This window comes from Neobacillus sp. PS3-12 (assembly GCF_030915385.1).
Classification (GTDB): Bacteria; Bacillota; Bacilli; order Bacillales; family Cytobacillaceae; genus JAEVLT01.
Window position 1 is genome coordinate 2,767,435 of sequence record NZ_CP133268.1, and the last position, 24,000, is coordinate 2,791,434.

15 protein-coding genes, 8 tRNA genes, 3 rRNA genes and 1 pseudogene are annotated in these 24,000 nt (G+C 42.0%); 22 read left to right on the forward strand and 5 right to left on the reverse strand.

The annotated features are described in order from the left end of the window. The first annotated feature begins 94 nt into the window (after positions 1-94). Positions 95-1,150 (forward strand): P-loop NTPase, encoded by a 1,056-nt coding sequence (locus RCG17_RS14085; RefSeq protein WP_308175698.1) that lies wholly within the window; start codon positions 95-97, stop codon positions 1,148-1,150. A 65-nt stretch (positions 1,151-1,215) separates the two neighbouring features. Here RCG17_RS14085 and gerD read toward each other — a convergent pair whose 3' ends face one another. Beyond that, on the reverse strand, positions 1,216-1,842 hold the full coding sequence (gene gerD, locus RCG17_RS14090; protein WP_308175699.1) for a spore germination lipoprotein GerD: 627 nt from the start codon (positions 1,840-1,842) through the stop codon (positions 1,216-1,218). Between the two features lie 149 nt (positions 1,843-1,991). On the opposite strand from gerD, the gene RCG17_RS14095 reads away from it, so the two are divergent. Then, the gene (locus RCG17_RS14095; RefSeq protein WP_308175700.1) at positions 1,992-2,666 is read left to right on the forward strand and encodes a KinB-signaling pathway activation protein; all 675 of its coding nucleotides are present in this window, start codon (positions 1,992-1,994) and stop codon (positions 2,664-2,666) included. Positions 2,667-2,685: 19 nt separating this feature from the next. On the opposite strand, the gene pdaB is transcribed toward RCG17_RS14095, so the two are convergent. Next, a complete protein-coding gene (gene pdaB, locus RCG17_RS14100) occupies positions 2,686-3,435 on the reverse strand; it encodes a polysaccharide deacetylase family sporulation protein PdaB (protein WP_308175701.1) in 750 nt (249 codons plus the stop codon). A 133-nt stretch (positions 3,436-3,568) separates the two neighbouring features. On the opposite strand from pdaB, the gene RCG17_RS14105 reads away from it, so the two are divergent. The 19 genes and pseudogenes from RCG17_RS14105 (at position 3,569) to glmS (ending at position 18,162) form a co-directional block, all read left to right on the forward strand. Continuing rightward, positions 3,569-3,796, forward strand: a complete 228-nt coding sequence (locus RCG17_RS14105) for a hypothetical protein (RefSeq protein ID WP_308175702.1) — start codon at positions 3,569-3,571, stop codon at positions 3,794-3,796. A 255-nt stretch (positions 3,797-4,051) separates the two neighbouring features. Next, positions 4,052-5,600 (forward strand): 16S ribosomal RNA (locus tag RCG17_RS14110). A 196-nt stretch (positions 5,601-5,796) separates the two neighbouring features. Beyond that, positions 5,797-8,732, forward strand: a 23S ribosomal RNA gene (locus RCG17_RS14115). A gap of 127 nt (positions 8,733-8,859) precedes the next feature. Then, a 5S ribosomal RNA gene (gene rrf / locus RCG17_RS14120) occupies positions 8,860-8,976 on the forward strand. The 16S, 23S and 5S rRNA genes sit together here with 8 tRNA genes alongside, the layout of an rRNA operon. Positions 8,977-8,985: 9 nt before the next feature. Next, positions 8,986-9,060: transfer RNA gene (locus tag RCG17_RS14125), tRNA-Asn, on the forward strand. Between the two features lie 47 nt (positions 9,061-9,107). Continuing rightward, positions 9,108-9,180: transfer RNA gene (locus tag RCG17_RS14130), tRNA-Thr, on the forward strand. Positions 9,181-9,194: 14 nt separating this feature from the next. Next, positions 9,195-9,269, forward strand: a tRNA-Glu gene (locus RCG17_RS14135). A 3-nt stretch (positions 9,270-9,272) separates the two neighbouring features. After that, positions 9,273-9,348, forward strand: a tRNA-Val gene (locus tag RCG17_RS14140). A gap of 16 nt (positions 9,349-9,364) precedes the next feature. Next, positions 9,365-9,440 (forward strand) — tRNA-Thr (locus tag RCG17_RS14145). Between the two features lie 9 nt (positions 9,441-9,449). After that, positions 9,450-9,531 (forward strand) — tRNA-Tyr (locus tag RCG17_RS14150). Between the two features lie 53 nt (positions 9,532-9,584). Next, positions 9,585-9,659 (forward strand) — tRNA-Gln (locus RCG17_RS14155). A 1-nt stretch (position 9,660) separates the two neighbouring features. Next, positions 9,661-9,733 (forward strand) — tRNA-Lys (locus RCG17_RS14160). Positions 9,734-10,116: 383 nt separating this feature from the next. Further along, positions 10,117-11,013: pseudogene (rocF, locus tag RCG17_RS14165) on the forward strand (arginase). Between the two features lie 167 nt (positions 11,014-11,180). Next, a complete protein-coding gene (sigW, locus tag RCG17_RS14170; RefSeq protein WP_308175703.1) occupies positions 11,181-11,744 on the forward strand; it encodes an RNA polymerase sigma factor SigW in 564 nt (187 codons plus the stop codon). A gap of 15 nt (positions 11,745-11,759) precedes the next feature. Next, complete coding sequence (locus RCG17_RS14175; RefSeq protein WP_308175704.1) at positions 11,760-12,452, forward strand: anti-sigma factor family protein; 693 nt, start codon at positions 11,760-11,762, stop codon at positions 12,450-12,452. 38 nt (positions 12,453-12,490) lie between these two features. Continuing rightward, positions 12,491-13,312: a diadenylate cyclase CdaA gene (cdaA, locus tag RCG17_RS14180; RefSeq protein ID WP_308175705.1), complete on the forward strand. Its 822-nt coding sequence runs from the start codon at positions 12,491-12,493 to the stop codon at positions 13,310-13,312. Then, positions 13,305-14,531, forward strand: coding sequence for a CdaR family protein (locus RCG17_RS14185; protein WP_308175706.1), 1,227 nt, complete (start codon positions 13,305-13,307; stop codon positions 14,529-14,531). The genes cdaA and RCG17_RS14185 overlap by 8 nt, the downstream gene beginning before the upstream one ends. A gap of 37 nt (positions 14,532-14,568) precedes the next feature. Further along, positions 14,569-15,918: a phosphoglucosamine mutase gene (glmM, locus tag RCG17_RS14190; protein ID WP_308175707.1), complete on the forward strand. Its 1,350-nt coding sequence runs from the start codon at positions 14,569-14,571 to the stop codon at positions 15,916-15,918. Between the two features lie 441 nt (positions 15,919-16,359). After that, on the forward strand, positions 16,360-18,162 hold the full coding sequence (glmS, locus tag RCG17_RS14195; RefSeq protein WP_308175708.1) for a glutamine--fructose-6-phosphate transaminase (isomerizing): 1,803 nt from the start codon (positions 16,360-16,362) through the stop codon (positions 18,160-18,162). Between the two features lie 213 nt (positions 18,163-18,375). Here the strand turns inward: glmS and RCG17_RS14200 are convergent, their stop codons facing one another. From RCG17_RS14200 to gabT, 3 genes are all read right to left on the reverse strand, one after another. After that, a complete protein-coding gene (locus RCG17_RS14200; protein ID WP_308175709.1) occupies positions 18,376-19,659 on the reverse strand; it encodes a Glu/Leu/Phe/Val family dehydrogenase in 1,284 nt (427 codons plus the stop codon). A gap of 81 nt (positions 19,660-19,740) precedes the next feature. Next, positions 19,741-21,132 (reverse strand): NAD-dependent succinate-semialdehyde dehydrogenase, encoded by a 1,392-nt coding sequence (locus tag RCG17_RS14205; protein WP_308175710.1) that lies wholly within the window; start codon positions 21,130-21,132, stop codon positions 19,741-19,743. A 15-nt stretch (positions 21,133-21,147) separates the two neighbouring features. Continuing rightward, positions 21,148-22,458 (reverse strand): 4-aminobutyrate--2-oxoglutarate transaminase, encoded by a 1,311-nt coding sequence (gene gabT / locus RCG17_RS14210; RefSeq protein WP_308175711.1) that lies wholly within the window; start codon positions 22,456-22,458, stop codon positions 21,148-21,150. Positions 22,459-22,569: 111 nt separating this feature from the next. Here gabT and RCG17_RS14215 point away from each other — a divergent pair, with 111 nt between their 5' ends. Next, the gene (locus RCG17_RS14215; RefSeq protein WP_308175712.1) at positions 22,570-23,979 is read left to right on the forward strand and encodes a MocR-like transcriptional regulator GabR; all 1,410 of its coding nucleotides are present in this window, start codon (positions 22,570-22,572) and stop codon (positions 23,977-23,979) included. The last annotated feature ends 21 nt before the right edge of the window (positions 23,980-24,000 follow it).

Genomic DNA, 24,000 nt, shown 5'->3' on the forward strand with positions numbered 1-24,000 from the left:
TTAATAAGTGGAAAACCTGTGATGCAAATAACTGTTTCTACTTTTGGATGTGTTATACTATGTTTGGAAACGACTTCAAAAGGTGGGTGTATTGATGTTAACAGAAGCAAAAGTACGTGAATTAGTCGGAGGACTATTTGAACCATTTTTACATAAAACATTGGCAGAGCTTAATGCCATTGAAGAAATTAAAGTTAAAGAAGAGAAAAATCATGTCAGCGTAAAGGTGGATATTGCTAAAACTGGTACTGCCGAGCAGCTGCAGCTTCAAACACAAATCGTAAACCTTTTAAAAGAAGCAGGTGCTGAAACTGTCGGAATGCGTTTCGGTCAGCTTCCAGACGAAGTAGTGGAGAAATATCGTGACAGTGCAAGTGAGAACCAAGATAAAGGATTATTATCGCCAAACAGCAAAACAACATTTGTTGCCATTGCCAGCGGAAAAGGCGGAGTTGGAAAGTCAACCGTCTCCGTTAACCTTGCCGTATCATTAGCCCGTCTAGGCAAAAAAGTCGGTCTTGTCGATGCGGATATTTATGGATTCAGTGTTCCTGATATGATGGGAATTACGGATCGGCCTGTTGTTAGAGGCGAAAAAATTATCCCGGTTGATCGATTTGGAGTAAAAGTTATTTCCATGGGCTTCTTCGTGGAAGATAATGCACCGATTATTTGGCGAGGCCCTATGCTCGGAAAAATGTTAAATAGTTTCTTCAAGGAAGTGGAGTGGGGAGAGCTTGACTACTTACTTTTAGACTTACCTCCTGGAACTGGGGATATCGCTTTAGACGTCCATACGATGCTTCCATCATGTAAAGAAATTATTGTTACCACTCCACATGCAACTGCAGCATTTGTAGCGGCACGTGCAGGAGCAATGGCTTTAAAAACAGAGCATGAAGTTGTGGGTATAATCGAAAACATGTCTTATTTTGAGAGTAAAGTAACAGGAGAAAAAGAATATGTGTTTGGCAAAGGCGGCGGAGATAAATTAGCGGAAGAATTACGTACAGAAGTTCTTGGCCGACTGCCGTTGGCACAACCATATTGGGACGAAGAAGAATTTGCACCGTCCGTTTATCAAGAAGATCATATGCTTGGACAAATTTATTTAGAAATTGCTGAAAAAGTGGTAGATAAACTGAAATGAAAAAAGAGGAAGTCTTCTTAATAGAGAAGCTTCCTCTTTTTTCAGGTAACCAGCTACTGTGAGTTTTAAGCACCAGACGAACTTTGGGAGCCTCCTCCAGAGCCTCCTCCAGAGCTACCACCGCTGCTCCCGCTGCTGCTTGATTTTTTCGTCATATCATTCGCTGCTTTAATGACAATATCCTCTAATTTTGATTGAAACAAGGGAGTTTGCATGGTCTCAGTTATGACTGATTGTAAATGGGCTCGATAGTCTTTACTTTTTAGGGCATCTGTCATCTGTTTTTGAATTTCCGGCTCTTTAAAAACCTCAGTCATCATGGTCCGATATTCAGGATCATTCATCAAAGCTTTGAGAAGATTCTGGTTCTCTGCTTTCATATTTTTGGCAACAGATGTAGCGAATTTAGGATCACTAAAAGTCTTTTTCCAAAATTCTGTTGCTTTATCTGAAGTGAGTGTTTGCTCAATGGTATCTGCGACCACCTTTTGGTCCATGACCAGTTTTTCTTTCATTTTAGGGTCGGTCATTACATCTTGAATCGCTTTTTTACCATCATCGGTTTTTAAAATATCGACCACCATTTTTTTGGTCTGGTCATAATCCATTTGTCCTCCACTTGTATCATTAGAAGAACAGCTGGTAAGGCCTGCTAAGATCACTAGGAGGAGCAATGCTCTAATCATTATCATAAAAAGCTCCTTTCTCATATCAATCCATAATCTTAGAATGATGAAGTGTAGGGAAGATTATTCATTTTAGGATATGCAAATTGTAGATTTTTCAAACGTTGGTTTGATACAATCAAAAAAATGAAACTTATTTATTGGAGGCGAATAGTGTGACAAGCCGTAACTGGGTAAAATTATTTTTAACAACTTTAGCAATTGGTGGATTAACAACGGCTATAGTGGGTTTCATTGTTCGTTGGTCCGAGTTTCAACCATATTTTACTGATTTAAAAATTATCGATATTTTATCTACAACAATTTGGCTGATTGTAATGGGTTTTCTCTTTAGCGTTGTAAGCCAAATGGGCTTTTTTGCATACTTAACGGTCCATCGCTTTGGCCTTGGGATTTTTAAATCCGCTTGGTTATGGAATGGTGTACAACTGATCCTGACTGTATTTGTCTTGATTGATTTTGTTTATTTAAGGTATGTATCTTTTGCAAAGTCCGGTGACAGTCTCTTACCCTATATTGGACTAGCTCTTTTAATTTTAGTAATCAGTTTGGCAGTGGCTTTTTTTAAGATGAAGCAGACAAACAAAGGTGCATTTATACCTGCCCTATTTTTCATGATTGTTGCCACCATCGTGGAGTGGGTGCCTGTTTTAAGGGTAAATGAAAGAAGCTGGCTGTTTTTAATGATGTCCGCTTTACTTGCCTGTAATGCATACCAGCTTTTAATATTGCATAAATTGAATGCCAGATCAGAACAAGAGCGGAAAAAGTTCACCGACAATAATCCTCCAAAAAATAAAACAAGCAAAAAACCGTCCCTTAAGTCATAATGGACGGTTTTTATTTTTCCTATTTTATTTCTTCTGATTGTGCATTCCCATTAGCGATCATTTCAGAAACTGTTACCATTTTTAGACCTTTTGCTCTTATATCCCCAATAATTTGCGGCAGGGCTTTAACTGTTTGTTTGGCCGAATCGGAAGCGTGAAGAAGGATGATATCCCCTTTATCGGCGCCTTTTACATTTTTAACAATTTTTTCTACGCCAGGATTCGTCCAATCTTGGGAATCAATGCTCCAATGGACAACCGTATACCCATATCGTTCGGCAATTTTTAAGGTTCGTTGATCGAAATGTCCCGTTGGGGCTCGGAGAAGTTTAATATCTTTAATATTTAATTTTCCAAATGCAACTTGCGCATTTAAAATATCTTTTCTGATTTTACTGTCTTCCAGCTCGGTATAATCCAGATAGTTAAACCCTAGTATTCCAATTTCATAGCCGCTTTTATTAATTCTTTCTACAAGGTCAGGATGCCTCTCCGCCCATGAACCAGCCAGAAAGAATGTAGCAGACTTCACGTTTTCTTTCGTTAATTCATCCAGGATAGGTCCTGCTTTTTCATCGCCCCAGCCAATGTCAAATGTCAAAGCAATATCTTTTTCCCCTTTAAAAACTGCTTTTGGTCCATTACTCGTTGAAAACGCAGGGAGATTAACAATATTTTCCATATACAAAAGCCAAGCTGTAAAAAATGCTGCAATGACTACTAATGAGATCTGTTTAAGTAATTTACTGTTCAATACATAAAAATTCACCCTAACCACCTCGTCCAATTCATCCTTGTCACATTTCTATGAAAAATTATGAAAAATATGATTAAAGGATTAGAAACATAAAAATAATTAAATTAGAAAAGAATACAATTACGCACTATATAGGAGTGATTAGATGCTTGGATTTTTAGTTAATCAAAAAGAAGCAAGTGAAATGGAATACTTAATTAGACGGGAATTGGATGAACTATTATTTGATTTACGTGATGATCGATTTGACCAAGTTGTTAAGGGGGCAATGAGTGAACGATATTCTACATTGTTTACATTGTATAAGCGGGTAGCTCCTCCAAAAGAATGTTTAAAGTACATAAGGAAAAGGGGAAGTAAGAAGATCTTCTAATAAATAAAATCTTTTTTCAAAATTGGTTTGACATTTTGTTATTAACTTGGTATATTAATAAACGTCGCTGCGAACGTTAATTGAACATCTAAAAAAAGTTGTTGACATTAAAGTTCAAGGATGATATATTATTAAAGCCGCTTATTGAGCGGAATTGTTCTTTGAAAACTAAACAAACAAAAACGTCAACAATAAAAATATAGTGAAGCAAGTCTTCACTAGCCAACGTAACATTTATGAGCTAACTCATACTCTTTAATGGAGAGTTTGATCCTGGCTCAGGACGAACGCTGGCGGCGTGCCTAATACATGCAAGTCGAGCGAATCATTAGGAGCTTGCTCCTGATGGTTAGCGGCGGACGGGTGAGTAACACGTGGGCAACCTGCCTGTAAGACTGGGATAACACCGGAAGTCGGTGCTAATACCGGATAATTCTTCACCTCTCATGAGGTGAAGCTGAAAGTCGGTTTCGGCTGACACTTACAGATGGGCCCGCGGCGCATTAGCTAGTTGGTGAGGTAACGGCTCACCAAGGCGACGATGCGTAGCCGACCTGAGAGGGTGATCGGCCACACTGGGACTGAGACACGGCCCAGACTCCTACGGGAGGCAGCAGTAGGGAATCTTCCGCAATGGACGAAAGTCTGACGGAGCAACGCCGCGTGAGTGATGAAGGCCTTCGGGTCGTAAAACTCTGTTGTTAGGGAAGAACAAGTATCGGAGTAACTGCCGGTACCTTGACGGTACCTAACCAGAAAGCCACGGCTAACTACGTGCCAGCAGCCGCGGTAATACGTAGGTGGCAAGCGTTGTCCGGAATTATTGGGCGTAAAGCGCGCGCAGGCGGTCCTTTAAGTCTGATGTGAAAGCCCACGGCTCAACCGTGGAGGGTCATTGGAAACTGGGGGACTTGAGTGCAGAAGAGGAAAGCGGAATTCCACGTGTAGCGGTGAAATGCGTAGAGATGTGGAGGAACACCAGTGGCGAAGGCGGCTTTCTGGTCTGTAACTGACGCTGAGGCGCGAAAGCGTGGGGAGCAAACAGGATTAGATACCCTGGTAGTCCACGCCGTAAACGATGAGTGCTAAGTGTTAGAGGGTTTCCGCCCTTTAGTGCTGCAGCTAACGCATTAAGCACTCCGCCTGGGGAGTACGGCCGCAAGGCTGAAACTCAAAGGAATTGACGGGGGCCCGCACAAGCGGTGGAGCATGTGGTTTAATTCGAAGCAACGCGAAGAACCTTACCAGGTCTTGACATCCTCTGACACTCCTAGAGATAGGACGTTCCCCTTCGGGGGACAGAGTGACAGGTGGTGCATGGTTGTCGTCAGCTCGTGTCGTGAGATGTTGGGTTAAGTCCCGCAACGAGCGCAACCCTTGATCTTAGTTGCCAGCATTTAGTTGGGCACTCTAAGGTGACTGCCGGTGACAAGCCGGAGGAAGGTGGGGATGACGTCAAATCATCATGCCCCTTATGACCTGGGCTACACACGTGCTACAATGGATGGTACAAAGGGCAGCGAAGCCGCGAGGTGGAGCCAATCCCATAAAACCATTCTCAGTTCGGATTGTAGGCTGCAACTCGCCTACATGAAGCCGGAATCGCTAGTAATCGCGGATCAGCATGCCGCGGTGAATACGTTCCCGGGCCTTGTACACACCGCCCGTCACACCACGAGAGTTTGTAACACCCGAAGTCGGTGGGGTAACCGTAAGGAGCCAGCCGCCTAAGGTGGGACAGATGATTGGGGTGAAGTCGTAACAAGGTAGCCGTATCGGAAGGTGCGGCTGGATCACCTCCTTTCTAAGGAAAATGTCCTAACGGACATCACAGATTGTTTGACGGATTTTGTTTGTTTAGTTTTGAGGGAATAATTCTCTCAAAGTTTATTTTTGTTCCTTGAAAACTAGATAATCGTATAAGAAGAAGTCAAGAAAGAACCGAGTAATCGCCATTTTAGTTTTCTCTCTTATTTAATTAAGAAGAAAAAAACCTTTTAGGTTAAGTTAGAAAGGGCGCACGGTGGATGCCTTGGCACTAGGAGCCGATGAAGGACGGTACTAACACCGATATGCTTCGGGGAGCTGTAAGTAAGCTTTGATCCGGAGATTTCCGAATGGGGGAACCCACTGCTCGTAATGGAGCAGTATCTTTATCTGAATACATAGGATAATGAAGGCAGACCCGGGGAACTGAAACATCTAAGTACCCGGAGGAAGAGAAAGCAATTGCGATTCCCTAAGTAGCGGCGAGCGAAATGGGAACAGCCCAAACCGAAAGGCTTGCCTTTCGGGGTTGTAGGACACTCTACATGGAGTTACAAAGGAACGGGGTAAATGAAGCGATCTGGAAAGGTCCGTCATAGAAGGTAAAAACCCTGTAGTTGAAACTTCGTTCCCTCCTGAGTGGATCCTGAGTACGGCCGGACACGTGAAATCCGGTCGGAAGCTGGGAGGACCATCTCCCAAGGCTAAATACTCCCTAGTGACCGATAGTGAACCAGTACCGTGAGGGAAAGGTGAAAAGCACCCGGAAGGGGAGTGAAACAGTTCCTGAAACCGTGTGCCTACAAGTAGTCAAAGCCCTTTTATGGGTAATGGCGTGCCTTTTGTAGAATAACCGGCGAGTTACGATCCCATGCAAGGTTAAGTTGATGAAACGGAGCCGCAGCGAAAGCGAGTCTGAATAGGGCGATTTTAGTATGTGGTCGTAGACCCGAAACCAGGTGATCTACCCATGTCCAGGGTGAAGGTAGGGTAACACCTACTGGAGGCCCGAACCGACGCACGTTGAAAAGTGCGCGGATGAGGTGTGGGTAGCGGAGAAATTCCAATCGAACTTGGAGATAGCTGGTTCTCTCCGAAATAGCTTTAGGGCTAGCCTCACGTTGTAAGAGTCTTGGAGGTAGAGCACTGTTTGGACTAGGGGCCCTCATCGGGTTACCGAATTCAGACAAACTCCGAATGCCAAAGACTTATCCGTGGGAGTCAGACTGCGAGTGATAAGATCCGTAGTCAAAAGGGAAACAGCCCAGACCACCAGCTAAGGTCCCAAAGTATACGTTAAGTGGAAAAGGATGTGGAGTTGCTTAGACAACCAGGATGTTGGCTCAGAAGCAGCCACCATTTAAAGAGTGCGTAATAGCTCACTGGTCGAGTGACTCTGCGCCGAAAATGTACCGGGGCTAAACGTATCACCGAAGCTGTGGGTGGACACCATTAGGTGTCCGCGGTAGGAGAGCGTTCTAAGGGCGTTGAAGCTAGACCGTAAGGACTGGTGGAGCGCTTAGAAGTGAGAATGCCGGTATGAGTAGCGAAAGATGAGTGAGAATCTCATCCACCGAATGCCTAAGGTTTCCTGAGGAAGGCTCGTCCGCTCAGGGTTAGTCGGGACCTAAGCCGAGGCCGAAAGGCGTAGGCGATGGATAACAGGTTGATATTCCTGTACCACCTCTTTATCGTTTGAGCAACGGGGGGACGCAGGAGGATAGGGTAAGCGCACTGCTGGATATGTGCGTGTAAGCAGTTAGGCTGGTGAATAGGAAAATCCGTTCACCGTAAAGGCTGAGCTGTGATGCCGAGGGAAATATAGTACCGAAGTTCCTGATTCCACACTGCCAAGAAAAGCCTCTAGCGAGATAAAAGGTGCCCGTACCGCAAACCGACACAGGTAGGCGAGGAGAGAATCCTAAGGTGAGCGAGAGAACTCTCGTTAAGGAACTCGGCAAAATGACCCCGTAACTTCGGGAGAAGGGGTGCTCTTTGGGGTTAATCGCCCTGAAGAGCCGCAGTGAATAGGTCCAGGCGACTGTTTAGCAAAAACACAGGTCTCTGCGAAGCCGCAAGGCGAAGTATAGGGGCTGACGCCTGCCCGGTGCTGGAAGGTTAAGAGGAGGGGTTAGCGCAAGCGAAGCTCTGAATCGAAGCCCCAGTAAACGGCGGCCGTAACTATAACGGTCCTAAGGTAGCGAAATTCCTTGTCGGGTAAGTTCCGACCCGCACGAAAGGCGTAACGATCTGGACACTGTCTCAACGAGAGACTCGGTGAAATTATAGTACCTGTGAAGATGCAGGTTACCCGCGACAGGACGGAAAGACCCCATGGAGCTTTACTGTAGCCTGATATTGAATTTTGGTACAGCTTGTACAGGATAGGTAGGAGCCTTTGAAGCCGGAGCGCCAGCTTCGGTGGAGGCATTGGTGGGATACTACCCTGGCTGTATTGAAATTCTAACCCGCACCCCTTATCGGGGTGGGAGACAGTGTCAGGTGGGCAGTTTGACTGGGGCGGTCGCCTCCTAAAGAGTAACGGAGGCGCCCAAAGGTTCCCTCAGAATGGTTGGAAATCATTCGCAGAGTGTAAAGGCACAAGGGAGCTTGACTGCGAGACCTACAAGTCGAGCAGGGACGAAAGTCGGGCTTAGTGATCCGGTGGTTCCGCATGGAAGGGCCATCGCTCAACGGATAAAAGCTACCCTGGGGATAACAGGCTTATCTCCCCCAAGAGTCCACATCGACGGGGAGGTTTGGCACCTCGATGTCGGCTCATCGCATCCTGGGGCTGTAGTCGGTCCCAAGGGTTGGGCTGTTCGCCCATTAAAGCGGTACGCGAGCTGGGTTCAGAACGTCGTGAGACAGTTCGGTCCCTATCCGTCGTGGGCGCAGGAAATTTGAGAGGAGCTGTCCTTAGTACGAGAGGACCGGGATGGACGCACCGCTGGTGTACCAGTTGTCTTGCCAAAGGCATCGCTGGGTAGCTATGTGCGGACGGGATAAGTGCTGAAAGCATCTAAGCATGAAGCCCCCCTCGAGATGAGATTTCCCATAGCGTCAAGCTAGTAAGATCCCTGAAAGATGATCAGGTTGATAGGTCAGAGGTGGAAGCGCGGTGACGTGTGGAGCTGACTGATACTAATCGAATCGAGGACTTAACCAATAGTAATGATTATTCGTTCTTTACACTTCTTCTGATTATCTAGTTTTGAGGGAATAAAAAAATATTTTTTCCTCTTGAAAAAATTAAAAAAGGCATTATAATAATAAATGTCTTTGATGAAAACTAGTCTGGTAATAATGGCGAGAAGGTCACACCCGTTCCCATACCGAACACGGAAGTTAAGCTTCTCAGCGCCGATGGTAGTTGGGACGAAAGTCCCTGTGAGAGTAGGACGTTGCCAGGCTAGGATTATTCCGCAGTAGCTCAGTGGTAGAGCTATCGGCTGTTAACCGATCGGTCGTAGGTTCGAGTCCTACCTGCGGAGCCATTTTAATATAATTGCTTTATTTTTTTTTGCAGACAAGCGGTAGATATGCTTCCATAGCTCAGTAGGTAGAGCACTTCCATGGTAAGGAAGAGGTCAGCGGTTCGAGCCCGCTTGGGAGCTTAAAAATATTTTATGGCCCCTTGGTCAAGTGGTTAAGACACCTCCCTTTCACGGAGGTAACACGAGTTCGAATCTCGTAGGGGTCACCATTTGGAGGATTAGCTCAGCTGGGAGAGCATCTGCCTTACAAGCAGAGGGTCGGCGGTTCGATCCCGTCATCCTCCACCATTTATATATTTGTTATGCCGGCCTAGCTCAATTGGTAGAGCAACTGACTTGTAATCAGTAGGTTGGGGGTTCAAGTCCTCTGGCCGGCACCATTTTTTTATGGAGGGGTAGCGAAGTGGCTAAACGCGGCGGACTGTAAATCCGCTCCCTCCGGGTTCGGCGGTTCGAATCCGTCCCCCTCCATTTATATATTTTTTAAAAATGGGTATACTACTAGTACACCGCTTTTAATATATTGGGCTATAGCCAAGCGGTAAGGCATCGCACTTTGACTGCGACATGCGTTGGTTCAAATCCAGCTAGCCCAGCCATGAGCCATTAGCTCAGTCGGTAGAGCATCTGACTTTTAATCAGAGGGTCGAAGGTTCGAGTCCTTCATGGCTCATACAATAAATGAAAAAGACTCAGGGAAATTCTCCTTGGGTCTTTTTTTATGTGAAAAAGAAAGTAAGCAATAAAGACCGTCTATGTGACCGTTGAGAAGTAATGAGAAGAGAAATCGTCACATAGGAAGGCTCTATGTGACCTTAAGAGAGTGAAAAGAAGAGCAAAAGTCATAAAGAAGTCTCCTATGTGACTGCGTAAGAGTAAAAAGAGGTTGAACTGTTAAATAGATCGATCCAACAACAAAAAGAGAGTGGAAAAATGACTATTAAATTCCAATTTAAATCTTATGAATGTTTGTATAATTATTCGCAATTTTGTCGAGTTGAGTCATTGGAATGAAGACGGTTACAATGGAGGGGAGAGAGAACTAGGGGGAGAATCGTGAAAAAGTTATCCATTATTGGAATGCCTATGGATTTAGGGCAATTAAGGCGTGGAGTAGATATGGGACCAAGTGCCATAAGGTACGCGGGGATCAACGAACGGTTAAAACTACTTTTTGATGATATTCATGATATGGGGGATATTCCGATTGGGCGACCAGAAGTTGTTGTCGATCCTGGAATCAAGGCTAAGGAACTTGGAATTGGTTGCAGAAAAAAGTGTCTTATTAGCTGAAAAGGTAAATGAAATAGTTCAATCAGGTTCATTTCCACTCGTACTTGGCGGCGATCATAGCACTGCAATTGGCACATTGGCTGGCATTTCTCATCATTATCAAAATCTTGGAGTCATCTGGTATGATGCGCACGGTGATCTAAATACTGCGGAAACATCTCCATCTGGCAATATACACGGAATGCCCTTGGCTGTCAGTTTAGGTATGGGCCATAAATCCTTAACTGAGATTGCAGGATACTCACCAAAAATTAAATCGGAAAATGTGGTAATTATTGGAGCGAGATCACTCGACACAGGTGAAAAAGCATTAATCAAGGAAAAAGGTATAAAGGTATTTACGATGCATGAAATTGACCGTATCGGGATGACAAAGGTTATCGAAGATACGATTGCCTATCTTAAAGAAAAAACGGATGGTGTTCATTTGTCATTCGACTTAGACGGATTAGACCCAATGGAAGCACCTGGTGTCGGGACCCGGTCCATGGCGGCATCACTTTTAGAGAAAGCTGTTTAGCAATGGAAATGCTTGCGGAGTCCCTGCTTATTACATCAGCGGAGTTTGTTGAGGTAAATCCAATCTTGGATGAAAGAAATAAAACTGCTCGACTGGCAGTAAGTTTAATGGGCTCACTTTTTGGAGAAAAACTTTTATAGAATAAAACTGGCTGACCAGTTATGGTCAGTCTTTTATATTGTTAATACAGCGGTTACCCCTAATTTTTGTTAAAATAGGAAGTATTGAAAAGTTTTTTTGTAAATGAAACTTTTTCGCTATCGATTCGTAATATCGTATAGCCGCATACTCGCGCGGAGGTAAAGGAATGGAAGCCATCGTCAAAAAGAGGATCAAACAGGTCAAAAAAGGCGATCAGAATGCTTTTGGTGAAATTGTTGAGATATATAAAAATAAGGTCTATCAAATATGTTTCAGGATGCTCGGTAATCGTCATGAGTCAGAAGATGTTGCTCAGGAGACCTTTATTAGGGCGTATGTAAATATAGATACCTTTAAAACTGAACTCAAATTTTCAACCTGGCTTTTTCGGATTGCTACGAATCTGTGTATTGACCGAATACGGAAAAAGAAACCCGATTACTATTTAGATGCAGAAGTGTTCGGCACAGAGGGATTAACGTTATATTCTCAAATTCCATCTGATGTTGAGTCGCCAGATGTAGAGGTTGAAAGCTTGGAATTACAAGAAACGATTCAAAAAGAAATTCTAAAGTTGCCTGAAAAATACCGATCTGTCATTATCTTAAAATATATTGAGGAATTATCTTTAAATGAAATTAGTGAAATTCTTGATTTACCTTTAGGCACGGTGAAAACAAGGCTCCACCGCGGACGAGAAGCCTTAAGACAACAGTTGAGACATGTATGATGAGAGGTGAGAAAGTTGAAATGTCCTGAAGAAATTATAGAAATGATGCACGAGTTTTTAGATGACGAGCTTGATAAGGAAAAAGAGATACAATTAAGAGTGCACCTTCAAAAGTGTCAGGAGTGTACATCATTATTTAATGAACTAAAAAAGACAGTTGCACTTGTCCAAAGCACTTCAAATATACAAGCACCTGATGATTTTACAGCAAGAATTATGGCGCACCTGCCAAAAGAAAAGAAAAAGCTTACGATTCAGCGATGGCTGCAAAGACATCCCTTTATTGCTGCGGCTTCCTTATTTATCATCTTAATGATGGGAAGCTTTCTATCGACATGGAGCGAAAATCGAGAATTTTCAGTTTCAAACCAACATAATCTCATTGTGAAAAATCATACCGTTATTGTTCCAAAAGGGAAGGTAGTGAAAGGGGACGTAGTAGTCAAAAATGGGAAGTTGAAAATAGAAGGAGAAGTTCAGGGGAATGTAACGGTCATTAATGGAGAAAAGTATATGGCGTCGGCTGGCCATGTAACGGGTGACATTGAAGAGATCAATGAAGTGTTTGATTGGATTTGGTATTATATCAAAAAACCGGTAAGGATGTGGTCCGCATCATTAGGGGTTAAACGGATGAAAATCACCTTTTGGGTGATTTCTTTTTTTACATATCCACAAATATTAGCTATGGAGAAATTTATGATATAATATACTGGTTACTTTAGTAAACTTACGGAGGAAGAACAATGCCGTTTGCAGATTTCACGTTTATGAAATATTTAGCTAGTGTTGTTGATATTCTCCTTGTTTGGTATGTGATATATAAATTGATAATGGTGATAAGGGGTACAAAGGCCGTCCAATTATTGAAGGGGATCTTTGTCATTCTTATTGTTCGCGTTATCAGTGACTTTTTTGGCTTAAAAACTTTGAGCTGGATTATGGAACAGGCCATAACTTGGGGATTCTTAACGATCATAATCATTTTTCAACCTGAGCTCCGCAGAGCCCTTGAACAATTAGGAAGGGGTAAATTCTTTTCGAGAAGCTCAAGCCAGGAAGATGATGACCCAGAGAAAACAGTTAATGCGATTATTAAAGCGACAGATTATATGGCAAAACGCAGAATTGGGGCATTAATTTCAATTGAAAGAGAAACAGGAATGAGTGATTACATAGAAACAGGTATACCCTTGAATTCTAAAATCTCTGCTGAATTGCTCATAAATATTTTTATACCAAACACCCCGCTTCATGATGGGGCTGTCATTATTCAAAAAACCTCTGTAGCAGCAGCGGCATGCTATCTGCCATTATCAGAAAGTCCGTTTATTTCAAAGGAACTTGGTACAAGGCATAGGGCAGCCTTAGGGATTAGTGAGGTAACAGACAGTGTAACAGTAGTGGTTTCAGAGGAGACAGGTGGTATTTCGTTAACAAAAAACGGTGAGCTTCACCGTGATTTAAGTGCGGATGTATTTAAGGAACTGCTTTCTAATGAATTATTAAATCCAAGCAAACAAGCTTCCTCAGCACGTTGGAATTGGAGGGGGAAGAAAAATGGATAAACTCATGGATAATCCTTGGTTTATAAAGGTCATTGCCTTATTGCTTGCTCTACTTCTTTATTCTTCTGTGCCGCCACAGTCTGGAAGCAAGCTTAGTGTAGATGTTCCTGGTGATCAAACAGAGGCTACAATTACGGGTATTCCTGTAAAGGCCTACTATGATACGAGTAATTTAGTTGTATCAGGTCTTCCTACTAATGTAAGTGTTACAGTTGATGGTCCGCTCAGTCTTGTCCAATCAGCTAAGGCACTTAAAAACTTTGAAGTATACGTAGACCTCACCAAAGCAAAGATTGGGAACCAAACGGTAAAGCTAAAAGTGAGGAATATGTCTGATAAATTAAAGGTATCTATAAAACCTTCTTATGCGAATGTATCTGTGCAGGAGAAAGTAACAAAAGTATTTAAGGTTACAGCTGAATTTAACAAAGGCAATATTGCAGATGGATATACTGCTGGGGCTCCTACTGTTGAGCCAAATAAGGTTACTATTTCTGGTGCCAAAAATGTAATTGACCGAATTACTTACGTCAAAGCTACACTGGGCTTAGGGCAATCTGCAAATGCAACTGTAACAGATGATGCCCCGGTAAGGGTTCTGGACAAAGATTTAAATAAATTAGATGTCGTCGTAGAACCACAATCAGTAAAAGTAACATTGCCAATCAAAAATACCAGTAAGACGGTACCTATTAATGTGGTTCAAAAGGGAACTCCACCGGGTGGGGTTACAATAAGTTCGATTGATCTTGATACATCCCAAGCAACGATTACAGGAGATGAGACTGTTCTTAAGGATACTGATCATGTACGGGTCGAGGTGGACGTCAGCAAAATTACTGATAATACAACCCTTACACTTCCAGTTATCATTCCGAACGGTATTACAAAGGTTACGCCAGAGCTGGTAAAGGCTACAGTAAAAGTTGGCGCAAATGGTGCAAAAAAAATATCGGGAATTCCAATAGGCACACGTGGTTTAACATCGCAGTATAAAGCAGTTTTTACAGACCCGTTAGGACAGACTGTCAACCTATCGGTGAATGGACCGAGTGACCAAGTAAATGCAGTGGCGGTTGGGGATTTTAACGCATATGTTGACCTAACCAATTTAACTGAAGGAGACCATGACGTACAAATTCAGGTGGATGGTCCTTTGGGTTTGAGTTGGAATCTTGATAATCCTACAGCCAAAATTACGATATCAAAAGCAGTATAAAATGGAGCAATATATTTGATAAGGAGCGATTTTTAAAATGGGTAAATATTTCGGCACCGATGGGGTTCGCGGAATTGCAAATAGTGAATTAACTCCTGAATTTGCATTCAAATTAGGCCGGTTTGGCGGTTTTGTTTTAACAAAAGATAAGGAACGTCCTAAAGTCCTTATAGGTAGGGATACACGCATATCCGGTCATATGCTTGAAGGAGCACTTGTAGCAGGTTTACTCTCTATAGGAGCAGAGGTAATGAGGCTTGGAGTGATATCTACCCCTGGCGTTTCTTATTTGACAAAAGCAATGGGAGCACAGGCTGGAGTCATGATTTCTGCATCACATAATCCAGTACAAGATAATGGAATTAAATTTTTTGGTCCTGATGGTTTCAAGCTATCCGATGAACAGGAATTAGAAATTGAGGAATTGATTGATTTACCTGTTGACGAATTGCCACGACCTATCGGTGCTGACCTTGGTCAAGAAATGGATTATTTTGAAGGCGGGCAAAAGTATCTTCAGTATTTAAAAAATACTGTGGATGAGGACTTTTCAGGAATACACATTGCTTTAGACTGTGCACATGGCTCAACTTCAGCGCTTGCCACTCATTTATTTGCAGACCTTGATGCTGACCTTTCAACGATGGGAGCTTCACCCAATGGCTTGAATATTAATGCTGGTGTAGGGTCAACACATCCGGAAACACTTGCCTCTTTCTTACTCGAAAAAGGTGCGGATGTAGGGCTTTCATTTGATGGTGATGGTGATCGTTTGATTGCTATTGATGAAAAAGGAAATATCGTTGATGGCGACCAAATTATGTATATCTGTGCGAAGTATTTAAAGGAACAGGGCCGCTTGAAGCATGGAACCGTTGTTTCGACTGTTATGAGTAACTTAGGTTTCTATAAAGGGCTAGAAAGTCTTGGAATTCATAGTGCCCAAACCGCAGTAGGCGACCGCTATGTTGTTGAAGAAATGAAAAAAGGCGGATATAATCTAGGCGGAGAACAATCAGGCCACATTATTTTCTTAGACTACAATACTACTGGTGACGGTCTTTTAACTGGCCTTCAATTGGTTAACATCTTGAAGATTACGAAAAAGCCATTATCGGAACTAGCCGCGGAGATGAAAAAGTTCCCGCAAAAACTTGTCAATGTAAGAGTGACAGATAAATATCATGTAACGGACAACCAAAAGGTCAAAGAGATTATTGAAATAGTTGAAAATGAAATGAATGGGGATGGACGGATTCTTGTTCGCCCATCTGGAACCGAACCACTTGTACGTGTCATGGCAGAGGCACCAAGCGAAGAACTATGTGAACAATACGTTAATCGAATTGTGGCTGTTGTAAAAGCTGAAATGGGATTAGCCGAATAATATTAAGGATACGATATGCATAAGGGAACCGTTGGCAGCCCTTATGCATATTTTATTTTATAGTTAATTTCTATGAGAAATTACTTCCATTATCCTATTTCTTTGTCGAAGCTATTGACGGAAATTAACAATTTCATGTATGCTAAGTTTGCTTTGTATTACACAAAGCGTATTTTTTTAAAGAAAGGTGGGCCGTGGTGTTTATTTTTTAAAAAGCGCCTGAACTAGCCGTACGTGATTGGACTAGTTGACGAGGAGGAGGAGTATCGAAAGTTCGGCGGATACCTCCCGGTTGAAACGCACAACCGAAAATCCTGCTTTAAAACATTAAGGCAACTTAATGCACAAAGAGGGGATATTGCGTATATTCATACAACAAAAAAGACAAGGGGGCAAGTATCGCCCCATGCTATCTTGCCCCCCTCTCAGGGAGGAAACAAAATGTGCGGAATCGTTGGTTTCATTGGAAATAAAGATTCAAAAGAAGTTTTATTAAAGGGTCTTGAAAAGCTTGAATATAGAGGATATGACTCTGCAGGTATTGCAATTGTGAACGAAAACGGAGTAACGATTTTTAAAGAAAAAGGAAGAATTGCAGACCTTCGCAGAATCGTTGATGAGCGAGTTTCAGCTAATACTGGAATTGGTCATACACGTTGGGCAACGCATGGCGTTCCAAGTAAAACCAATGCCCATCCACATCAAAGTACTAATGGCCGCTTTACCCTTGTTCATAACGGTGTGATTGAAAACTTTGATCTTTTGAAGCGAGAGTATTTAAAAGATGTTTCATTTGTAAGTGATACGGATACGGAAGTAATTGTACAGTTAATCGAGTTATTTGTTAAAGAAGGTCTTGAGGTTCTTGAATCATTCCGCAAAACGCTCTCTTTATTGCGCGGATCATATGCGATAGCCTTTTTAGATGAGCGAGATAAAGATACTATCTATGTAGCTAAAAACAAGAGCCCGCTTTTAGTAGGTCTTGGGACTGGATTTAATGTTATTGCAAGTGATGCTATGGCCATGCTTCAAGTAACAGACCAATTTGTTGAACTTATGGACAAAGAGATTGTGATTATCACAAAAGATAAAGTTACAATTCAAAATCTGCAGGGTGAAACCATCAGCAGGAACCCATATACAGCAGAACTTGATGCTAGTGACATTGAAAAGGGAACATACCCTCACTATATGCTAAAAGAAGTTGATGAACAGCCGTTAGTGATGCGTAAAATTATCCAAAAGTATCAAGGGAAAAATGGTGAGTTGACGATTGACTCAAAAATTATCGATGCAATGAAACAATCTGATCGCATTTATATTATTGCAGCAGGGACTTCCTATCATGCTGGTTTGGTTGGTAAGCAGTTTATTGAAAAAATGGCGAAAATTCCAGTTGAAGTACATGTTTCGAGTGAATTTGTTTATAACATGCCGCTTTTATCTGAAAAGCCATTGTTTATTTTCATTTCTCAAAGCGGAGAAACTGCTGACAGCCGTGCAGTACTAGTATCAGTAAAAGAGTTAGGTCATCCTGCTTTAACGATTACAAATGTGCCAGGATCAACACTTTCTCGTGAGGCAGATTATACACTGCTCTTGCACGCAGGACCGGAAATTGCTGTTGCATCAACGAAAGCCTATACAGCACAGTTGGCAGTTCTGGCAATCTTGGCAGAGGTTACAGCGAAAAGCCGTGAGTTAGAGGTTGGTTTTGATCTTGTTCGTGAACTCGGAATTATCGCAAATGCCATGGAGGTTCTTTGTGATTCCAAAGAGATCATTGAACAAGTTGCAAGGGAGTTTTTAACGGTTACACGCAATTGCTTCTTTATCGGCCGTTCTCTTGACTTTTATGTTGGCTTAGAAGGGGCCTTAAAGTTAAAAGAGATCTCCTATATTCAAGCAGAAGGTTTTGCAGGCGGTGAATTAAAGCACGGGACGATTGCTTTAATTGAGGAAGGAACTCCTGTTATTGCCCTTGCAACCCAAGAGGGTGTTAATTTAAGTATTCGTGGTAATGTAAAAGAGGTAGTTGCCCGCGGAGCAAACCCTTGTATTATTTCCATGAAAGGTTTGGAAATGGACGAAGACAGCTTCGTTATTCCACAAGTTCATGAGTTACTAACACCACTTGTCTCTGTTATTCCATTGCAATTACTTGCTTACTACGCAGCCTTACACCGTGATTGTGACGTTGATAAACCGCGTAATCTGGCAAAATCAGTTACGGTGGAATAGGAGTTTGCTTGGGGTGAAAGAATCGAGAAGCGTACTGTTGGTACGCCCTCTCGGTTCTTTTTTATTTGATCAAACGTTTGATTAAAAGCGGGAAAAGCTTGATAAACTTTGAAGTTGTACTTATATTGTAGAGCTCTTAATTTACTAAAAACCCTTCAAAAAATAAAAAGTGCCACAGTGTAAGGATACTGTGGCATTGGTAAATGATTTAACTTATACCCATCCTCTGAAGGAGGAGGCTTCTGCAAGTTTGCGGATACCTACCATATAGGCAGCTAAACGCATGTTAACTTTATGATTTTTTGCTACTTTGTAGACATTTTCGAACGAATCAACCATGATCTTTTTGAGCTTTTGTTCGACTTCTTCATCAGTCCAGTAGTAGCCTTGGTTGTTTTGCACCCACTCGAAGTAAGAAACGGTGACACCACCGGCGTTGGAGAGAATATCCGGTACAAGGAAAATGCCGCGTTCATCCAAAATTTCCGTTGCCTCCATAGTGGTTGGTCCATTTGCTGCTTCGACAACGATCGATGCTTTAATATCATAAGCATTTTTCTCAGTAATTTGGTTCGAAATAGCAGCAGGTACCAAAATATCACAATCAAGTTCAAAGAGTTCTTTATTGGTAATCGTATTAGTAAATAGTTTAGAAAACGTTCCAAAGCTGTCTCTGCGGTCGAGTAAATAGTCAATATCCACGCCATTTGGATCAGCAATGGCACCATAGACATCGGAAACGCCGACTACTTTTGCTCCAGCATCATGCATGAATTTTGCCAGGTAGCTTCCGGCATTACCGAAGCCTTGAATCACAACACGAGCACCTTTAATATCGATACCTTTTTTTCTTGCAGCTTCTTCAATAACGATCGCAACACCGCGGGCTGTCGCTGTTTCACGGCCTTGTGAACCGCCTAAAACGATCGGCTTGCCGGTAATGAATCCAGGTGAGTCAAATTCGCGTAAGTGGCTGTATTCATCCATCATCCATGCCATGATTTGTGCATTGGTATATACGTCTGGTGCTGGAATATCTTTATTTGGGCCGACAATCTGGCTGATGGCGCGAACATAGGCACGGCTCATTCTTTCCAACTCTCCAAGCGACATTTGCCGCGGCTCACAAATGATTCCGCCCTTACCGCCTCCAAACGGCAGGTTGGTAATACCGCATTTTAAACTCATCCAAACGGACAGTGATTTAACTTCTGCTTCATCTACTTCAGGATGGTAGCGAATTCCGCCTTTTGTTGGACCGACAGAATCATTATGCTGTGAACGATAGCCGGTAAATACTTTAACAGAGCCGTCATCCATTCTTACTGGGAAGCGGACCGTTAATAATCGTAATGGCTCTTTTAAGAGTTCATACATTGCTTCGCCGTATCCTAATTTTCTTAAGGCTTCATGAATGACTGCCTGTGTAGAATGGTACATATTTAATGATTCAGACTCTTCCGCTTGCTGCTCCAAAATCTCTTCCTTGACAGACATGTTTGACACCTCTATAGGTTTTTATCGTATATTTATAGACAAACTTATTAGCCTAATACCTTTTAACCCAGATTTGCTTTTTTAGAGATTGCCAATCGATAAATATTTTGTTTCTAAATAAGGCTCAATTCCTTCGATGCTTCCTTCACGGCCTAGACCGCTTTCTTTCATGCCGCCAAATGGGACATGCGCACCCGAAGGAGCACCATCATTCCAGCCGATAATACCAAAATCCAAGTTGTCATGGATGTAGGTTCCCGTTTTGTAATCATTTGTGAAGAAATATGCTGCTAGCCCGTATGGTGTACTATTCGCAATTTCGATAGCTTCCTCCAGTGTTTTAAAGGAAACGATTGGGGCTACAGGGCCAAATGTTTCTTCTTGCATAATAACCATATCAGCACTAACATTTTTTAATACAGTAGGGTAAACAAAGTAGTAGCCTTGATCCTTGTTGACATCGTATTGATTTCCGGCTAAAACCTCTGCACCTTTATCGATCGCATCCTCAATTTGGGAGACAATTTTCTCATAGCCCTTTTCATTGATAATTGGTCCAATTTGGGTATCAGAATCAAGCCCGTTGCCCACTTTTAATTTTTTAACCTCTTCAGCTAATTTTTCTGCGAATTGGTCAACAATATTTTCATGGACAATAATCCGATTGGCGCAGACACATGTTTGCCCGGCATTTCTGTATTTCGTGATAAGTGTTTGCTGGACGGCAAGATCTAGGTCTGCATCCTCCGCAATGATGAGCGGGGCATGGCCGCCTAATTCCATGGTCATATGTTTAACCGTATCAGCACTGTTTTTAATTAATTGTTTCCCGATAGGAGTAGAACCGGTAAATGATATTTTCCGAACATATTCACTTTGTGTAAAAAGATCACCAACAACTGAACCTCTTCCATTCACATACTGAATCACATCTGTTGGGATCCCTGCTTCATGTGCGAGTTCAACTAGTCTCATTGTTGTCAAAGGAGTTTCCACTGCTGGTTTTACGATAAATGGACACCCTGCAGCCAGCGCAGGTGCTGCTTTCCTCGTCATCATCGCAGCCGGGAAATTCCATGGCGTAATGGCTGCCACTAACCCAATCGGCTGCCGACTGACAATGATTCTTTTCGATTCAGTGCTTGCCGGAATGGTACGTCCGTAAATCCGCTTTGCTTCTTCAGCATACCAATCAATGTAACTGGTTGCATAATCAACTTCACCCAACGACTCTTTTAATGGCTTGCCATTTTCAAGCGTCATAATTTTTGCAATTTCTTCTTTATGCTCCTGCACAAGTTGCGACCATCTTTGCAAAAGCCGTGAGCGTTCATGTGCATTTACTTTGCGCCATCTTTTAAAGCTATCATGGCCATTTTTAAGTGCTTGGTTGATTTCTTCTTCCGAATGGATCTTTACTTCCTGAATTAATTCACCCGTAGCAGGATTGTTTACTCTTAATACATTTGCCATTTAGGTTCCCCCTTATTATGAAAAAGCCTTTTCTAAGATTGCCAAGCCTTTAGCTAATTCTTCATCCGTAATGACCAGTGGAGTTAAAAAGCGAATGATATTGCCTTTAATTCCAGCGGAGAGGAGAAGAAGTCCATTTTCATTTGCGTATTTGGTAATTTCAGCTGTTTTTGCTTTGTTAGGCTTTTTCGAAGAACGATCTTCAACAATTTCACAACCTACCATTGCACCAAGGCGGCGAATATCGCCAATATATTCATGCTTTTCTGCCAACTCTTTTAGTTTTGCTTCTAGCTTTTGCCCGAGTAATTCGGATTTTTCCAATAGATTTTCTTCTTCAAAAATATCGATAACCGCTAAGGCTGCAGCACATCCTACCGGACTTCCGCCATAAGTGCCTCCCAGTTCGCCAGGACCAGTTACCTCCATGATCTCTTTTCTGCCAACGACGCCGCTTAATGGTAAACCGGCAGCTAATGATTTTGAAACCGTGACTAAATCCGGCACAACATCGAAATGTTCAATCGCAAACATTTTCCCTGTACGGCCAAAACCTGTTTGAATTTCATCTGAAACAAAGACAATGCCATTTTCCTTACAGAATTCGCTGACAGCCTGAACAAATTTTTTCGGAGGAATGACAAACCCGCCTTCTCCTTGAATCGGCTCCATTACGACACAGGCAACCATTTCAGGAGCTACTGTAGCAAGAAAGAAATCTTTAAATTCCTGAATAACTTGGTCAACGTATTCTTCTTCTGTCATTCCAGCTGTTTTACGATAGACATATGGATATGGAGCTTGATAGATTTCAGGCGCAAATGGTCCAAATCCAAATTTATATGGTTTTACTTTACTTGTCATTCCCATTGTTAGGTTTGTTCTTCCATGATAACCGCGAACAAAAGAAACAACAGCAGGCCTTCCTGTATAGCGGCGAGCGATTTTAATAGCGTTTTCAACAGCCTCCGCACCTGAATTTAATAAAATAGCTTGTTTATCAAAATCTCCAGGGGTAATTTCACATAATTTTTTAGCCAAACGAATATATCCTTCATACATCATGACGTTAAAACCAGGATGTAAAAATCTCTCAACTTGGTCTTTAACAGCTTCAGTTACTTTTGGGTGTGTATGGCCAACATTTAATGTACCAATCGCGCCAGCAAAATCAATCCACTCCTTGCCATCTATGTCAACTACTGTAGCCCCATGAGCATATTTCGCAATGTTTAGATTTCCATTGCTTACGCCTTTTGCTACATATTTTTGTCTCATTTCCTGAAGTTCTTTAGTTGATACTTCTTCATAGGTAGTTATCATCATCCATCACCCTTTTGTATAGTTTTATTTTTATTCATTATGTCATATTCTGATATAATGAATAGTACCAATAATCGAAAAATTATGGTACCAGATTACTGAGGGTGGTTGATCATGCTATTAACAATTGATAAGAACAAAGACGCCAACTTTCTTTACCATCAGCTTTATGAGAGATTAAAAGAAATTATCTTGGAAGGGCAGCTCAAAGCGAATGAGAAATTACCTTCAAAAAGAATACTAGCTGAACAATTGGATATTAGTTTAAATTCGGTTACCAATGCCTATGAACAGCTGCTTGCTGAGGGGTATATATATACGATTGAAAGAAAAGGGTACTTCGTAGAGACGATTACCAAGTTTATTGAAAACAATAACCTAACACACAATAATCTACCAAGTGATTTAAAAGAAACATTTACGGACAAAAATGGGTGGCTTTCCTTGTCACATATGACCTCGGATATCTCCACTTTTCCGTTCAAGAAATGGTTGAAGTGTGAGCAAACAGCGATCGAATCCTATCAAAGTAATTTATCGGATATGATGCATCCCCAAGGTCCCTATATTTTACGGAAAACGATTTGCCAAATGATCGGTTTTACGCGGGGCGTTGTATGTGAGCCGGAACAAATAGTTATCAGTGCAGGAACCCAACTATTAGTGCAGCAGCTAATGATGCTGCAAACATATGGCACTGTATTTGCCATGGAAAACCCCGGATATGCAAGAATTCATAATTTAGTGAGAAAGATGAAATTTGAAGTGCTGCCCATTTCTTTAGATGAACAGGGAATTAATATGGAGGAAATTAAAGCTTCCAGGGCTAATTTTGTGTATGTTACACCCTCACACCAATTTCCCACTGGAAGAATCATGCCGATATCAAGGCGAATCGAGCTTTTGAATTGGGCAGCGCAGGGTGATGATAGATATATTATCGAGGATGATTACGATAGTGAATTTAAATATGAAACAGGAAGTATTCCGTCTTTACAAAGTTTAGATCGGAACCACCGTGTCATTTATATGGGGACCTTTTCCAAAACGATGCTGCCAGGATTACGGATCAGTTATATGGTGCTGCCACCCGAACTATTAAGAGAGTATCTTAGTGTTCATGCTGATTCGATGCAGAGTGGAAATTCTACCATGTTATATAGCTTACATTATTTTATTAAGAGCGGTGAATATGCAAAGCATGTAAAAATGATGAATCATAAATATGAATCAAAAAGAAAAATCTTAATCAAGGAACTTACAAATCGGTTCCAGGATCGGATTCGGATTCCAGACATACCCGCCGGCCTTCATTTTCTCGCTCACTTTCAAACCGATATAAGCTATCAGGAAATCGAAGAACTGGTTGCCAAGCAAAAGCTGGAGATTTATACCTTGAGACGTTTTATGTTAAAAAAGGATGTGGACGAATCAAATCAAAAGGATTTGGTTATTGGATTTGCTAATTTAAAAGAAGAAAACATATCGGAGGCCGTTGAGCGGCTATACCGAGTTTTTCATTAAAAAATTTCAGGACAAAACTGA